This window comes from Aeromonas sp. HMWF014 (genome assembly GCF_963878295.1).
In the GTDB taxonomy this organism is placed as follows: Bacteria; Pseudomonadota; Gammaproteobacteria; order Enterobacterales; family Aeromonadaceae; genus Aeromonas; species Aeromonas popoffii.
Window position 1 is genome coordinate 1 of the sequence record NZ_CAWNYS010000508.1, and the last position, 14,861, is coordinate 14,861.

16 protein-coding genes are annotated in these 14,861 nt (G+C 59.6%); 12 read left to right on the plus strand and 4 right to left on the minus strand.

Annotated elements, in window-relative coordinates; all coding sequences use genetic code 11:
* Positions 1-243 precede the first annotated feature (243 nt).
* The 9 genes from AAC083_RS19865 (at position 244) to AAC083_RS19905 (ending at position 9,291) form a co-directional block, all read left to right on the plus strand.
* Positions 244-1,587 carry an anaerobic C4-dicarboxylate transporter gene (locus AAC083_RS19865; protein ID WP_042036941.1) on the plus strand — a complete coding sequence of 448 codons (1,344 nt, stop codon included), beginning with the start codon at positions 244-246 and terminating at the stop codon, positions 1,585-1,587.
* A gap of 414 nt (positions 1,588-2,001) precedes the next feature.
* Positions 2,002-2,316 carry a hypothetical protein gene (locus AAC083_RS19870; RefSeq protein WP_042036944.1) on the plus strand — a complete coding sequence of 105 codons (315 nt, stop codon included), beginning with the start codon at positions 2,002-2,004 and terminating at the stop codon, positions 2,314-2,316.
* Positions 2,317-2,631: 315 nt separating this feature from the next.
* Positions 2,632-3,543: a LysR family transcriptional regulator gene (locus AAC083_RS19875; RefSeq protein WP_108535524.1), complete on the plus strand. Its 912-nt coding sequence runs from the start codon at positions 2,632-2,634 to the stop codon at positions 3,541-3,543.
* Between the two features lie 200 nt (positions 3,544-3,743).
* Complete coding sequence (locus AAC083_RS19880) at positions 3,744-4,094, plus strand: ArsC family reductase (RefSeq protein ID WP_108535525.1); 351 nt, start codon at positions 3,744-3,746, stop codon at positions 4,092-4,094.
* Between the two features lie 22 nt (positions 4,095-4,116).
* On the plus strand, positions 4,117-5,244 hold the full coding sequence (dapE, locus tag AAC083_RS19885; protein ID WP_108535526.1) for a succinyl-diaminopimelate desuccinylase: 1,128 nt from the start codon (positions 4,117-4,119) through the stop codon (positions 5,242-5,244).
* A 61-nt stretch (positions 5,245-5,305) separates the two neighbouring features.
* On the plus strand, positions 5,306-5,995 hold the full coding sequence (locus tag AAC083_RS19890) for a M15 family metallopeptidase (RefSeq protein WP_108535535.1): 690 nt from the start codon (positions 5,306-5,308) through the stop codon (positions 5,993-5,995).
* Complete coding sequence (locus AAC083_RS19895; protein ID WP_108535527.1) at positions 5,992-6,138, plus strand: hypothetical protein; 147 nt, start codon at positions 5,992-5,994, stop codon at positions 6,136-6,138. The genes AAC083_RS19890 and AAC083_RS19895 overlap by 4 nt, the downstream gene beginning before the upstream one ends.
* 279 nt (positions 6,139-6,417) lie before the next feature.
* Positions 6,418-8,145, plus strand: coding sequence for a potassium/proton antiporter (locus tag AAC083_RS19900; RefSeq protein ID WP_042036948.1), 1,728 nt, complete (start codon positions 6,418-6,420; stop codon positions 8,143-8,145).
* A 42-nt stretch (positions 8,146-8,187) separates the two neighbouring features.
* Entirely contained in the window at positions 8,188-9,291 is a 1,104-nt protein-coding gene (locus AAC083_RS19905; protein WP_108535528.1) for a beta-N-acetylglucosaminidase domain-containing protein, read from the plus strand.
* Between the two features lie 130 nt (positions 9,292-9,421).
* Here the strand turns inward: AAC083_RS19905 and AAC083_RS19910 are convergent, their stop codons facing one another.
* Both AAC083_RS19910 and AAC083_RS19915 read right to left on the minus strand, forming a co-directional pair.
* Positions 9,422-10,213, minus strand: a complete 792-nt coding sequence (locus tag AAC083_RS19910; protein WP_108535529.1) for a DUF1460 domain-containing protein — start codon at positions 10,211-10,213, stop codon at positions 9,422-9,424.
* 284 nt (positions 10,214-10,497) lie between these two features.
* Positions 10,498-11,130, minus strand: a complete 633-nt coding sequence (locus tag AAC083_RS19915; protein ID WP_108535530.1) for a LysE family translocator — start codon at positions 11,128-11,130, stop codon at positions 10,498-10,500.
* A gap of 484 nt (positions 11,131-11,614) precedes the next feature.
* Here AAC083_RS19915 and AAC083_RS19920 point away from each other — a divergent pair, with 484 nt between their 5' ends.
* Entirely contained in the window at positions 11,615-12,145 is a 531-nt protein-coding gene (locus AAC083_RS19920) for a DUF1523 family protein (RefSeq protein WP_042036952.1), read from the plus strand.
* Entirely contained in the window at positions 12,142-12,438 is a 297-nt protein-coding gene (locus tag AAC083_RS19925) for a winged helix-turn-helix domain-containing protein (RefSeq protein ID WP_042036953.1), read from the plus strand. The genes AAC083_RS19920 and AAC083_RS19925 overlap by 4 nt, the downstream gene beginning before the upstream one ends.
* A 177-nt stretch (positions 12,439-12,615) precedes the next feature.
* Here the strand turns inward: AAC083_RS19925 and AAC083_RS19930 are convergent, their stop codons facing one another.
* Complete coding sequence (locus tag AAC083_RS19930; protein WP_108535532.1) at positions 12,616-13,086, minus strand: hypothetical protein; 471 nt, start codon at positions 13,084-13,086, stop codon at positions 12,616-12,618.
* Between the two features lie 33 nt (positions 13,087-13,119).
* A complete protein-coding gene (gene rihA, locus AAC083_RS19935; RefSeq protein WP_108535533.1) occupies positions 13,120-14,055 on the minus strand; it encodes a pyrimidine-specific ribonucleoside hydrolase RihA in 936 nt (311 codons plus the stop codon).
* A 260-nt stretch (positions 14,056-14,315) separates the two neighbouring features.
* On the opposite strand from rihA, the gene AAC083_RS19940 reads away from it, so the two are divergent.
* A partial coding sequence (locus AAC083_RS19940; protein ID WP_108535534.1) for an RluA family pseudouridine synthase occupies positions 14,316-14,861 on the plus strand: 546 nt, incomplete at its 3' end.

The following is a 14,861-nucleotide window of genomic DNA, read 5'->3' on the forward strand; positions in this document are numbered from 1 at the left end:
CCCCTGAGGCACACAGAGCCCCGTACGGTACCGTTTATTGGCACTACAAATAACAATGATGTTAATACGTGGTTTTTATGCAGTTAAATCAAAAAACGATGAGTTATTGAAGTACCTCAAATTTTTACCTCTGTTAGGCAGGCACAATACCCTCTAACCCTTTAGGGCTAAATAAAAACAGATAATCCCGGTCCATGAGCCCAACACAACACTCACATGGCTTAAAACACACGAGGTAATGGAATGATCTTGATGGAATTTTTGGTGGTACTCGGCTGTTTGCTGCTGGGTACCCGCTTTGGGGGCATGGGACTGGGTCTCATCAGTGGTATCGGTCTCTTCCTGCTGACCTTCGTCTTCGGCCTGGTGCCGGGCGAACCGCCAGTTCAGGTCATGCTGACCATACTCGCGGTGATCGGCTGTGCCGCCACCTTGCAGACGGCCGGTGGCCTCAACCTGATGATGCAGGTGGCCGAGCGTCTGCTGCGCCGTCACCCGCAATACATCACTATCCTGGCGCCGCTCACCACCTGGACCCTCACCTTCCTGTGCGGTACCGGCCACGTGGTCTACACCATGTTCCCCATCATCGCTGACATCGCGCTGCAGAAGAACATCCGTCCCGAGCGTCCGATGGCCGTGGCATCCGTTGCCTCCCAGATGGCGATCTGTGCCTCCCCGGTCTCCGTTGCCGTGGTCTCCATGGTCTCCATTCTGGCGGCCGGTCACGGTATCGGTCAGGCTTACGGCCTGCTCGACATCCTGATGATCGCCATCCCCTCCTCCCTGACCGGTGTGGTCATGGCGGCCCTGTGGAGCCTGCGTCGCGGCAAGGATCTGGACCAGGACGAAGAGTTCCAGGCCAAGATCAAGGATCCGGAGCAGCGCACCTTCATCTATGGCGGTGGTGAAACCCTGCTCAACACCAAGTTCCCGAAAGAGGCCTACTGGTCTACCTGGATCTTCTTCGCTGCCATCGCTGCCGTGGTCTTGCTCGGTGCCAACGAAGGTCTGCGTCCGGTGTTCACCATCAAGGACAAAACTGGCCCGCTCTCCATGAACCTGGTGATCCAGATGATGATGCTGATCGCTGGCGCCATCATTCTGATGCGCTGCAAGGTCAAGCCAGGTGAGATCTCCAACGGCCCTGTGTTCAAGGCCGGTATGGTCGCCATCTTCTCGGTATTCGGGGTTGCATGGATGAGCGAGACCTTCTTCCAGGCGCACATGCCGCTGCTCAAAGAGACCCTGGCCCACGTGGTACAGGCCCAGCCCTGGACCTACGCCCTGGTGCTGTTCCTCATCTCCAAGCTGGTGAACAGCCAGGCCGCTGCCCTGACCGCCATCGCCCCCATGGGGCTGGCGCTGGGTGTCGAACCCAAGCTGCTGATCGCCTTCCTGCCGGCAAGCTATGGCTACTTCGTGCTGCCGACCTACCCGAGCGATCTGGCCTGTATCGGTTTCGACCGCTCCGGCACCACCCGCATCGGCAAGTTCATCATCAACCACAGCTTCATCATTCCGGGGTTGATCGGGGTAAGCAGCTCCTGCGCCCTGGGTTATCTGCTGACCACCATTTTGCTGTAATCGCAGTCGCATTTATCGCGCCATTGCCAGACAGGCCCCCGCTGCGGGGGCCTGCTCTTTTCTCCCCCTCTCTATTACCCAGCAATTTCCTGCCGCCATTTGCAGACACTATGCCTTTACCTGCCTGGGTAGCATTTATGAGCCTCAATCTTATGACGATCCCCCCTAATGGTCAGGCCTCGCTTTCCCCTTGATCCCTGTCAATAAATGTGGTTTTGCCACGTTGCTATGACATAAAATGCTACCAACTTAACAAAAAAATGGTCGTTCAAACTAAAGGCAACCCTTTAGAATCCCTTTGCCACCCGTTCTGATGGATAACATCGGACTTTTTTGCTTTGGATCAACGTCAGGGGCCAGTGAACTGGCCAAGATGCGCATCGACACAGCGACCATTTCGCACCGGAGAGAATTATGACAAGCCAAGCCACCGCGGGTATGACCACCAGCGACTACAAGCTATGGGACATCCTCGTCGAGTCTGCAAAGGAACGCACCACCATTCGTTACTCCAAACTGGCCAGGCAGGCCGGGCTGGAGCATAGCCAGGATGAGCTGCGCACCCTGCTGCAACGCATCCGTATGTACTGCACCGAGCACCAGCTGCCGATCCTCTCCACCATAGTGGTGGATGATGTGGGCAAATATACCGGCCTCTCCTCCAGTCTGCCGGACGCCCCCTGGGAACGTGCCAAGGTGTTCGACTACCAGTGGCCGGTTACGTCCTGAGTCATAGCATCATCACAACAACGCGCCCGGTGGCGCGTTTTGTATTTCTTCGGGCCCGCTCACCTGAACCGCAGGCAAAAAAAACCCGCCTCGAAGGCGGGTACTAAGCAAGCAACGCTCTGGATGACCAGAGTAAAGAGTTCAGGCTGTCGAATCTTGCTACCCCCGGCACCACGCGAAAGAGGTAACAGGACAACATGGGTGTGTATAAATCGCTGATTTATTCATGCTTCATGCTGACCATCGACGGGGAATGAGACTAAAGTGAAGGCCCTGCTTAAGGAAATGATTTATTAGCATTCCATTATGCACAGAATGAATTTAAGAGGCGTCGACCTCAACCTGCTGGTGGTGCTCAAGGCGCTGCTGGAGGAACGTAACACCACCAAAGCTGCCGAGCGACTCGCCATGAGTCAGCCAGCCGTCAGTCGTGCCTTGGCTCGCCTGCGGCTGCTCTATGACGATCCCTTGCTGATCCGCACCCCCCAGGGCATGGAACCCACCGCCAGGGCACAGGCGCTGCTGTTGCCGCTGCGAGAGATACTGCACGACATAGAGCAGACGTTCAGCCAGCCGGAGCAGCTCGATCCGGGCAAGTTCGAGGGCGTCCTGCGCATCGGTGCCCACACCTACGTGGAGTACGTGATGATGCCAAGCCTGTTGGCCCACCTGCAGCAGCAAGCGCCCAACCTGCGCCTCCACATGGTGCCCCTCAATGCGGATTACGAGCGTCAGCTCGATGAGGGGGTCATCAGCATTGTGATTAACAAACAGGATGAGGTGCCCGGCCGTTTTCGTCGCATCCCGCTGTTTGAAGACAAGCTGATCTGTGCCGCGCACCGCAGCCACCCGTTCCAGGGCCAGGTGCTTTGCATCGAATCCTTCGCCAAGGCCCAGCACCTGCTGGTTGCCCCCCGCGGCAGCGAAGGGGGCATAGTCGATGACTTGCTGGCCGCCCACGGCATGACCCGTCATACCCCTTTGATAGTGCAGAGTTTTCTGGCGGCCCCCTTCATCCTGCCCTACGCGCCCCTGCTGTTGACCTCTCCCGCCAGGGTACTGCGACCGCTGATGCCGCTGCTGGGTTTGGTGGAGTTCGAGACCCGCTTTGCCCTGCCGACCTTTGAAGTCAGCCTGATCCGCCATCGCCGCGACGACAACCACGCCATGCTCAACTGGTTCGAGTCCGAGCTGCACCTCTGGTGCCAATCCCAGCCCGAGCGTTGATCCGGTCGGCGCCCCGGGCACCGGGCTCTTTTTCCACTGCCCGCTCGCCCGCGGAAAATCACCCAAGGTGCGGCTCCGCCGTTGCCATGGGATAGCCACAATGCCAGAATCAGGCCTTTGCTTGATGTCACATTCAGATCTCAAGTTGCCGATTTCACGTTTCAGCTCCAAGGGCCCGCGCCCGCAGATAAGGACTCCCCATGGCCACCACCCTCTATGGCATCAAAAACTGCGACACCATCAAGAAGGCCCGCAAGTGGCTGGATGAGGCTGGCATCGACTACCGCTTTCACGACCATCGCGCCGATGGGCTGGATCCTGCCGCACTGGACAGCTGGCTGGCAACGCTTGGCTGGGAAGCGCTGCTCAACAGCCGTGGTACCACCTTCCGCGCCCTGCCGGATGAGGCCAAGCAGGGGCTAGACACCGCCAAGGCCCGCGCCCTGCTGCTGGAACACCCGGCCATGATCAAACGCCCCTTGCTCGACAGGGACGGCGAACTGACCCTGGGTTTCAAGGCTGACCACTACCAATCTCTGCTCTCTCGTTAAACTTTTCTGTTAAGGAACACCGATGTCGGATGTCATCGCACTGGCCAAGGATCTGATCCGCCGCCCCTCAGTTACCCCGCTGGATGAAGGGTGCCAGACCCTGATGGCTGAGCGCCTCGCACGCCTCGGCTTTGTCATTGAGCCCATGGTGTTTGAAGACACCACCAACCTCTGGGCTCGCCGGGGCAGCGAAGGCCCCCTGTTCTGCTTCGCCGGGCACACCGACGTGGTGCCCGCCGGACCGCTGGACAAATGGCACACACCGCCGTTCGAGCCGACCATTCAGGATGGCGTGCTCTACGGGCGTGGCGCAGCCGACATGAAAGGGTCGCTCGCCGCCATGGTGGTGGCCACAGAGCGTTTCGTCGCAGCCAATCCGGATCACAAAGGGTCGATCGCGTTTCTCATCACCTCGGATGAAGAGGGGCCCTTCATCAACGGCACCACCCGGGTGATAGATACCCTGGAGGCGCGCCACGAGAAGATCCGCTGGTGCATCGTCGGCGAGCCCTCCTCCACTGCCGTGGTAGGCGATGTGGTGAAAAATGGCCGACGCGGCTCCATCACCGGCGATCTGCTGGTGCGCGGGGTGCAAGGCCACGTGGCCTATCCCCATCTGGCGGACAACCCCATTCACAAGGCGGCGCCGGCGCTGGCGGAACTCGCCGCCACCGTGTGGGATGAGGGCAATGCCTACTTCCCGCCCACCAGCTTCCAGATCGCCAACATTCAAGGGGGCACAGGCGCTTCCAACGTCATTCCCGGCGAGCTGCAGGTCCAGTTCAACTTCCGTTTCAGCACACAACTGACCGACATGGATATTCGCGAGCGGGTCGAGGCACTGCTGGACAGGCACGGGCTGGATTACCAGCTTGACTGGACCCTCTCCGGCCAGCCCTTCCTGACCGATACCGGCGATCTGCTCGATGCTGCAGTCGCGGCCATCGAACAGGTGAACGGCCAGCAACCGGCCCTGCTCACCACGGGCGGCACCTCGGATGGACGCTTCATCGCCCCCACTGGCGCCGAAGTGATCGAACTCGGCCCTGTCAATGCCACCATCCACAAGGTGAACGAGTGCGTGAAGGCCGGGGATCTGGATCTGCTGGCCGACATGTACCAGGGCATCCTGGATCGGTTGCTGGCATGACACCTCTTCAACGCGGGCTTGCGGGTATCCCGCTCAACAGCACACCAGATCGGGGATGGGCATGACACAGGATCAACTGCTGGGGCGAGACGAGCACCACCTTATCCTGGTGGGGCGCGGGCCCCATCGTCTGACCGCGGCCACAGCAGCGGCCTTCAACGACATGCAGGTGGCCGCCGCCCATGAGGGGCACAACCTGCAGGCGGCCTCCAGCTGGCGCGGGTTCGACCGTCAGCTCGCCATCTGGAATGGCAAGTGGCGTGGCGAGCGGCCCCTGCTGGATGCCAACAACCAGCCGCTGGATCCCCTGCAACTGAGTGACACAGAACGGCTGCACGCCATCCTGCGCTGGAGTGCCCTGCCCGGTACCAGCCGTCACCACTGGGGGACAGATCTGGACATCTACGACCCTGACTGTCTGCCCGCCGACACCCGACTGGCGCTGGAGCCCTGGGAGTATGAGGAGGGCGGCTGGTTTGCCGATCTGGGCGACTGGCTGAGCGATCACATGAACGACTTCGGCTTCTTCCTGCCTTACGCCAAACCGGCGGGAGCCGGCAGTGGCGTCGCCTACGAACCCTGGCATATCAGCTTCGCACTGGAGTCCACCGAGCAACGGCTGGATCCGGATGCGCTGGTGCTTTGTCTGCAACAGGCGGATATTGAAGGTAAGTCGACCATACTGGCCCATCTTGACGAGATTTTGGCCCGTTATGTCACCCTCTGTCCCGATGAAAGGAAAAGATCATGAATCTGTGGTTATGGATAGGCCTGCCGCTGTTGTTCCTGCTCGGCATGTTTCTCAATGCCATCAAGGATATGAAGCGGCTTGAGAAAGAGCTGCCCGACTACAAGGACAAGATCAGGGAAGTCAAAGACGACGAGGATGACTGACCGTCCTCTCGGCCCGCCAGGGGCGCCACTACGGCGCCCCTGCTACTTGTGGGAAACCTGGCTGGCAGGCCGCCCCCAAGCCGGGTCGATTTTGTGAACCGTTTCACATTAAGCCCCCCCTTTCCCCCCTCGCATCCAACCTTTTTCGGTGCAAATTGCCCCGTCACACGCGCACCGAAAATGTAAAAAACTGCAAATTAATGCACAATTAAGCCACACGGCGCCCAACAAACTGCATATAATGTGCCTGATTTGCATTTTGACAGAAGGAGTTCGCCATTGGATGCCGTCACCATCAACAGTTTCTTTTTAATCGCGGCCTTGTTGGTGGGAGCCAGTGTCCTGTTAAGCACGCTCTCCTCTCGTCTCGGCATCCCCATTCTGGTGATATTTCTCGCAGTCGGCATGCTGGCTGGGGAAGATGGCCCGGGCGGCATTCATTTCGCTGACTACTCGGTCGCCTATCTGGTCGGCAACCTGGCGCTCGCCATCATCTTGCTCGATGGCGGCATGCGCACCCGGGTCTCCTCGTTTCGGGTGGCGCTCTGGCCGGCACTCTCGCTGGCGACCGCAGGGGTGGCCATCACCACGGGCCTGACCGGTTTCATCGCCGCCTGGTTGTTCGATCTCAGCCTGATGCAAGGTCTGCTGATCGGCGCCATCGTTGGTTCCACCGATGCGGCGGCCGTCTTCTCCCTGCTCGGTGGACGCAGCCTGAACGAGCGGGTCAGCGCCACCCTTGAGATAGAATCGGGCAGCAACGACCCCATGGCGGTGTTTCTCACCGTCACCCTGATTGAGATCCTCGCCACCCAGCAGCAAGGGCTGGACTGGAGCTTCCTGCTGTTGCAGCTCGGCAAGCAATTTGGCCTGGGCGCAGGCATAGGTCTTGGTGGCGGCTGGCTGCTGTGGCGCCTCATCAACAGCGCCAGGCTGGCCCCCGGCCTCTATCCGCTGCTCACTGTCAGCGGCGGTCTGCTGATCTTCGCCCTCACCACGGCGGTGGGGGGCAGCGGCATCCTCGCCATCTATCTCACCGGCCTCTTGCTCGGCAACCTCTCACTGCGCAGCCGCAGCACCACGCTGTCCGTACTGGATGGCCTGACCTGGCTCAGCCAGATCGGCATGTTTCTGGTGTTGGGGCTGCTCGCCTCGCCCCACAAACTGCTGCCCATCGCTCTGCCGGCGCTGGCACTGGCCATGTGGATGATACTGTTCGCCCGCCCAGTCTCGGTCTGGATTGGCTTGCTGCCATTCAAGAACTTCGCCCCCCGCGAGCGCTGGTTTATCTCCTGGGTCGGATTGCGCGGCGCCGTGCCCATCATACTGGCGGTCTTCCCCATGATGGCGGGGCTGCCCAACGCCCAGCTCTACTTCAATGTGGCCTTCTTCGTGGTGCTGGTCTCCCTCATATTGCAGGGCAGCTCGCTGCCGCTGGCATCCAGGCTGGCCCGGGTGGAAGTACCGGCACCGCCGTCCCCCATCAACCGCTCCGGGCTCGAGATAGATCTGGACAGCCAATGGGAGACCTTCGTCTACCGCCTGAGCGCCGAGAAGTGGTGCATCGGCTCGCCCCTGCGGGATCTGCGCATGCCCAAGGGGACCCGCATCTGCTCCCTGTTCCGGGATCAGGAGCTGCTCCACCCCTCGGGCAGTACCTGCCTGCAATCTGATGACATCCTCTGCGTCATCGGCCACGAACGGGATCTGCCCGCCCTCGGCCAGTTGTTCAGCCAGGCGCCCGAGCAGGATCTGGGGCCGCGTTTCTTCGGCGACTTCCTGCTGGAAGCCGCCGCCAATCTGGTGGATCTGGCCCCCCTCTACGGGCTGGATGTGAGCGAAGTGGCGGATCAGACACTGGGCCATTTTATTGCCGACCAGTTGGGCGATAATCTGGTTGTCGGCGACCACTTTGAATGGCAGGGACTGATCTGGACCGTGGCCGAAATGGAAGAGGGTGAGCCCCGCAAGATAGGGGTGCGCTTTCAGGAAGAAGACCCGGTCTGACGCCGCTCGTCCGACCCGTTTCCAGCGAGAAGGGAGTTATCTATGCCTTACCAAACTCTGTTGTCTGGCCTGCAACCCCCTTCACCCCAGCTGGGATTGATAGAGGGATTCTTTGGCAAGGGCTGGAGCTGGGAAGCCCGCGCCCGCTACGCCCAGTGGCTGCCCCGCCACGGCTATGGCTTCTACATCTATGCCCCGAAAGAAGACGGCTATCTGCGCAAGCACTGGACCCAGCCCTGGCCTGCTGCCCAGCTCGAGGCCCTGCGTCAGCTGGCCCGTCAGTGCCGTGAAAACGGCCTCGCCTTTGGCATAGGCCTGAGCCCCATGGGCGCCCATCACGACTATGCCCGCAAGCGCCCGGCACTGCTGGAGAAGGTGCGGCTCATCGACGAGGCGCTCAAGCCCGATATACTGGCGGTGCTGTTTGACGACATGAAGGGGGATACCCCGGATCTCGCCCACTGGCAGCTCACCATGGCCCACGACATTGCGGCCCACACCAGCGCCAGCCGGTTGCTGTTCTGTCCCAGCTACTACTCGACGGATCCCGTGCTGGAAAAGGTGTTCGGCGCCATGCCGCCCCACTATCTGACCGATCTGGGCCAGGGGCTGGATCGCCGCATCGACATCTTCTGGACCGGCCCCAAAGTCTGCTCCAGCGAGTACCCGGCCCCACACCTCAAGCAAGTGGCCGACTGGCTGCACCGCAAGCCTTTTCTGTGGGACAACTACCCGGTCAACGATGGCAGCAAGGCCAGCAGCTTCCTGCACCTGCGCGCCTTCGAGAACCGCCCCGCCGAACTGGCTGAACTGGTGGCGGGCCACGCGGTCAACCCCATGAAGCAGGCGGCGCTCTCCGTGTTGCCGCTGGCCACCCTGCCGATGAGCTACAAGCTCGGCAAGCAGTACGATCCGGACAAGGCGCTGCACGCCTCCCTCAACGCCACCTGCGGCCCGCAGATCTCCGCCATGATCGAGGCCGACCTGCCGCTGTTTCAGGATCTGGGGCTAGCGCAGCTCACCCCGGAGCAGATTGCCACCCTCAAGGCGCGCTACCTGCCGTTTCGGGATCAAGCATGCGTCGACGAAATCGTGCGCTGGCTGGATGGGGAGTATGTGTTCGACCCCGACTGCCTGACCGATTAAACCGCCCCCACGGGGGCCCATTCCCATCCAGAGTGGCATTGTCACAAGGGGACGGCATCCGGCTCACGGAGCACGCGTTTTACACCCGTCATGGCCAACAGGTTAAACGCCTCACTCATGCCCGGCCCGATCATGACGGGCTATTGTCATCCCTGGCCCGATAAACGAGCATCCCCGGCTTGTTCTTCACATAGTCAAGAAAGGGCGAATCCACCACCTTCATATTCGTCGAAACTGACGAGGCATTGCGCAGAACGGGGCCATTCTCGCCACGAATGAAAATGCCGGTATGGGTCACATCCAGACCGGTAATATTGGTATAGATGCCGATATAATCGCCATCTTCCAGCAGACTCAAGGTATCTTCATCCACGCGATCACCCGGAATATAGCTGATGTCGCGGTCCTTCACTCCCAGCCCCGGAATGTAGTGGCCACCATCCGCCTTCAGATTCAGTATTTTTGGGACAGTCACGACATAATTTCCCACCAGATGGGTCACATCACTGACTTTATTGCCACTATGCACCCAGTCAGAGAAAAAATGTTTTCGAGTCAGATAGTTGACTTCACCATTTACGTAACGAGTGTGCATGACGTTCTCGATGAAATTATGCACACTCGTTGAATGCCGCAGTGACTCAACGTAATCCAGATAGGTGAAGCAATCCAGCTCACCAAAATCCACCACCAGTTTTTCCTGGGTATCACTCGCTCCCACCAGACGATTGGCAACATAGGGATTATCCAGAAACAGACGTGAGAAATCCTTTATTGACTGGCCTGGCGTGCCACCCTGATGCTGCGCAAACATGTCAGCGAGTTGCTGTTCCTCTATATTGTAAAAATCCAGGTTTTTTCCATTGCCGGCCACTGCCACACCAGCAAACGTGAGTAACGCGACGCCTATTAACTTCATCATCCATTACCGTCCTTGACCAAAAAATATAAAGCGTGGATTGCTCGGCTCATCATCACATGTAAAACATATTCATCTAATGCCATGGAAGATTGATGAAATGGTCGCCGATTGAAAACAAAAAAAATGTAAGCAAATGTGCCCACGCCCGGCCTGACTGGGCCATTGCTCACCAAATAAAGCAGCCCCGGCACTGCCGGGGCTGCTTTATTTCCGTCTCAAGTCATGGCCGCGACGCGGCCTCTACGACGCCGACCTCATACCCCTCCCATGGGCTGGCTGCACTGTCAGCCCAATGCCAGCCAGACCCCTACGCCAAACATCAGGGAGCCAGCGATCCGGTTCATCAGGGTGACGTTGCCGCTCTTGGCGAGGAAGTGACGCAGGGTGCGGCCACCGCTGGCGTAGAGCAGCAGGCACGAGAACTCTATGACCAGGATCAGGGCCACCAGGGCGCTGATCTGGGGGGGCATCGGCTTGGCCGCGTTGATGAAAGGGGGCAGCAGGGAAACCATGAAAGCCCAGCCCTTGGGGTTGGCGATGGCGGTGACAAAGCCCTGCATGGCCAGAGCAAGGGGACGCGTCTCCTGCCCGGCCGAGAGATCCGCCGGTATGGCCATCTTGCCCTTGGCCTGCCACATCTGGATGCCGAGCCAGATAAGATAGGCGCCGCCCACGTATTTGAAGGTCGAGAAGAGTGACGGATAGTTGAGCATGACGGCCGCCACCCCGATCACCGACAGTACCGAGACCAGCCCCACCCCGATGAGCTCTCCCCACATCATGGGCAGGGTACGGCGCACCCCCTGGCTCATACCAAGAGTCATCGCCAGGGTCATGCACATACCGGGGGTAACGGAGACAAAGAAAAACGTGGGAATAAACAGCGCCAGAATAGCGGGATCAATCCAGTCGGACACACTACACCTCCATGGTAACAAGCCCGCAATCTTGCCTATCACACTCTTTTAACACAAGAAAAACCTGCCTATCCGTTTTCAAGTTCTCATACCGCTTCTGCTCGCCAGCCTGCTGATGATCCTCATGGCCGGGATCAGCACGCAGGAGATAGGCGATGCCATTTCGGATATGAACGAAACCACAGCCAGCATGACCCGCAACAAGGAGGCCACCGCCGCCGAGGCCTCTCCTGCGTCGCCGCCAGTCACGAACTGTCACAACTCGCCGAGCCGCAGCACAAACAGCGGACCCAGTTCCAGTTGTCATTGTTGCGCGATCACGCCGGACTCAGGCTCCGCTCGCGGGGCATTCATTTTCATGGCACTGTCGACTTGTCATTGTTTTAAACGCTATTTTTTATGGCTTGGCTTCATTAGGGGCTGGGCCGCCCCACCAAATGTGAGTATGGTAGAGGCACGTCACTCCCCCTCACATGAGATCATCATGATGCTGAAATTCAAGAAACCGGCCTTCATCGGCCTGGGCCTCATCGCCCTCGTCTCCGCCATCTGGCTCGACTTTTATCTGCCGGAGCACACCATCGCCACCATCACCGGGGTCGAGGTGAAGCGCACCGACAAGGATGGCCCCATCAGCCAGAAAAACCCGGCTGACGGCCCCACTACTGACGTCTATTACATCTATACCGAACGGCCCGGCGAGAATATCCGCGTGTTTCGCAACGAAGATACCCAGTGGGGCTGGCCCTTCTACTTCAAGTTCAATGCCGCCGATGTGCAGGCCAAGGCCAAGTCCATGGAGTTCGAGAAGCGTCTGGCGCGCATCACCTCCTACGGCTGGCGCGTGAACATGTTTTCCATGTTCCCCAACGTCACCAAGATTGAGAGCACAGAGCCTGACGCCTCCACCTGGAGCTTCTTCCGCTGGTTCTGGTTCGGCATCTGGGCACTGGTGATGGGCAAGGCCATCCTCGCGACCTGGCGCTACTTCGACCGGCTCGAGGACAAGATATGACTGAGCCGAGCAAGACACGATCCAGCTTCTATCGACGGCTTTACGTGGCCTGGCTGATCAGCCAGGGCACAGACACCATCCCGGCCATCATGGCCGCCACCGGTATGCCCAGACGCACAGCCCAGGACACGCTAAGTGCCTTGGCGGAGCTGGACATCAGCTGCGCCTTCGAGCAGACCGAGGGGGCGCGTCACCTGCAGGGGCACTATCGCATAGGCGACTGGGGGCCCATTAACCCTGCCTGGATCAAAACGCAACTGCCCGTGATCAAGCAGACGCTGGGTTATCCATAAGCGCTATCGCGCGACAACCGGAGGATCTAGCCAACCCGGCGCAACTGCCCGTGATCAAGCAGACGCCGGGTTATTCCTGATCCTGGCGAGGGGACGACAAACAGGGGCCAGCCAATGAGGCTGGCCCCTGTTTTTTATGTCGAGAGGACGGACAAGGCGCTGGAGATAGCGGAAAGCTTATTCCGGGAAGGGCTCTTCCGGCTGCGGCTCCAACGCCTCACCCTGGGTGCAGTCTATGATGGATCGCTTGGGGTTGTTGGGGTCGCGCAGCAGCAGGGGAGCCAGCCCTTCGTTGTGCTTCTGCTCGTCGGAAAACTCGCTGCCATAGGCGTTATGAGTCAGCCTTCTCGCATTGGCGATGGGGGTGTCCACGAACAGGGCATGCACCTCGAAGGTGGACGAGGGGATGAGAAAGCCGCTGATGGGCAGGCCATGCAGATCCTGGCGGGTCTTATACCAGGCAAACCCGTCCGTCACCTTGTAGGGAGTGAAATTTTTGAGCTGAGGGTGGGCCGGCTCGCCGGTTTCGCTGTCAAGATAGAGATCATCGATCTCGCAGGTTGCCAGCCCCTGCCACATAGATTCAAACGGCGTGGAACAGGCCATCAATTGCAACCCGGCCAGCAGTGCCAGCGACGCTTTGTACATTTCCCGTCCCTTCTCTCAATCATGCAATGGCGGTCAGCCAAACGCCCGCAGTCGCTCGACCAGCAGGTCGATAAAGCCCGAACGATCCAGTCCCAGCAACACCAGGGCATTAGCCGGTTTGCCGGTCAGGCCATAGCGATCCACCACCGTCATACCGATAGTGTGTGTGCCACAGGTTTCGATATCGACCCGGCATTCGACCCCATGGAACAGCTCGGGGGCCAGTAACCAGGCTATGGTACAGGGGTCGTGCAGCGGCGCCCCGGTAAATCCCCACTTGGGGTCCCGGTGGTAGATCATGAAAAAGTCGAGCAGTCCTGCCACGCACTGGGCCACCGGATTGCTGATGGCGCGCACCCGCTCGATATCCTCATCCATCACCTGTGCCTCATGGGTCACATCGAGGCCACACATGGTGATGGGGATGCCTGACTTGAACACCATATCGGCCGCTTGTGGGTCGACATAAATATTGAATTCCGCCGCCGGAGTCCAGTTGCCTGCCCCCGCGGCGCCCCCCATCAATACGATGCGGGCAATGTTTGGTTTGAGCTCCGGGTGGGCCGCCAGCAGCAGGGCGATATTGGTGAGCGGGCCAGTCGGCACCAGCGTCACGGGCGCCGGGCTCTCGCGCAAGCACTTGGCCATCAATTCGAGCCCCGTCATGGCCTGCGGCGCAAAAGCGGGATCCGGCAGTGTGGGGCCATCAAGACCCGACTCGCCGTGGACGTTGTCGGCGATGATAAGCGCGCGGGCCAGCGGTTTGGGCGCCCCCGCCGCCACCGGAATATCGTCCCGACCCAGCAGGGTCAGGATACGCAGGGCATTGTTGAGGGTCTTGTCCGGCGTCTGGTTGCCCGCGCTAGTGGTGACCGCCAGCACGTCAAGTTCGGGGCTGGCCAGCGCCAGAATGAGGGCAATAGCGTCGTCATGGCCGGGATCACAATCGAGAATAACGGGCAGAGCCATGGAAAGGGTCCTTACAACATAACAGGGAGCCATACCTTAACAAGCAAGCTTCGGATGAACTCGGGAAGGGGTCACAAAACGGGGCCTTGTTCGTTTCCAAACAGCCATGCATTGCCAACCGTGGTGTTATTTAACCAGTTCATTATCAAATGGTTGAACAGGGCTATCTCGTTCCCCCCATCAGGCAATCCACACGGCCTATTCGCCGGGCTGCGCCAGTTCGGGTATGATCGCCCCCCCGTTTCCAGCCCGTGCGCCCTATGTCTGTTATCGTCGACACCTTTATCGCCCCGCCCTGCACTGCCGCCATTGAGACGCTGTTTGAGGATGAGCAGCTACTGCTGCTCAACAAGCCAAGCGGCCTGCTGAGCCTCTCGGGCAAGAACCCGCTGAACTTCGACTCGGTTCATTATCGGCTGGTGCAGGATTACCCCGGTTGCACCCTGGTCCATCGCCTCGACTTTGGCACCTCAGGCATCATGGTGGTGGCCAAAAACAAGGCCATCAATGCCCTGCTCTGCCAGCAGTTCAGCCTGCGGGCGGTGAGCAAGGCCTACAGCGCCCTGCTGTGCGGCCATCTGGCTGACGATGAAGGGGTGATAAACGCGCCTATCGCCAAGGATCCGGCGATTTTCCCGCTGATGAAGATCTGCGCCGCCAGCGGCAAACCCGCCCGCTCCCGCTATCAGGTGATTGAGCGGCTGGCACAGCAGATGCAGGGTCAAACCGTGCCATTGACACGGGTACGGTTAGTGCCGCAGACCGGCCGCACTCATCAACTGCGCATCCACAGCCAGCTGCTGGGG

Coding starts and splice junctions, on each gene's coding strand:
- AAC083_RS19895 (WP_108535527.1), top strand. CDS start 5,992: ATGAATCTGTGGTTATGGATAGGCCTGCCGCTGTTGTTCCTGCTCGGC.
- dapE (WP_108535526.1), top strand. CDS start 4,117: ATGTCGGATGTCATCGCACTGGCCAAGGATCTGATCCGCCGCCCCTCA.
- AAC083_RS19890 (WP_108535535.1), top strand. CDS start 5,306: ATGACACAGGATCAACTGCTGGGGCGAGACGAGCACCACCTTATCCTG.
- AAC083_RS19880 (WP_108535525.1), top strand. CDS start 3,744: ATGGCCACCACCCTCTATGGCATCAAAAACTGCGACACCATCAAGAAG.
- AAC083_RS19920 (WP_042036952.1), top strand. CDS start 11,615: ATGATGCTGAAATTCAAGAAACCGGCCTTCATCGGCCTGGGCCTCATC.
- AAC083_RS19875 (WP_108535524.1), top strand. CDS start 2,632: ATGAATTTAAGAGGCGTCGACCTCAACCTGCTGGTGGTGCTCAAGGCG.
- AAC083_RS19925 (WP_042036953.1), top strand. CDS start 12,142: ATGACTGAGCCGAGCAAGACACGATCCAGCTTCTATCGACGGCTTTAC.
- AAC083_RS19865 (WP_042036941.1), top strand. CDS start 244: ATGATCTTGATGGAATTTTTGGTGGTACTCGGCTGTTTGCTGCTGGGT.
- AAC083_RS19910 (WP_108535529.1), bottom strand. CDS start 10,213: ATGATGAAGTTAATAGGCGTCGCGTTACTCACGTTTGCTGGTGTGGCA.
- AAC083_RS19870 (WP_042036944.1), top strand. CDS start 2,002: ATGACAAGCCAAGCCACCGCGGGTATGACCACCAGCGACTACAAGCTA.
- AAC083_RS19930 (WP_108535532.1), bottom strand. CDS start 13,086: ATGTACAAAGCGTCGCTGGCACTGCTGGCCGGGTTGCAATTGATGGCC.
- AAC083_RS19905 (WP_108535528.1), top strand. CDS start 8,188: ATGCCTTACCAAACTCTGTTGTCTGGCCTGCAACCCCCTTCACCCCAG.
- rihA (WP_108535533.1), bottom strand. CDS start 14,055: ATGGCTCTGCCCGTTATTCTCGATTGTGATCCCGGCCATGACGACGCT.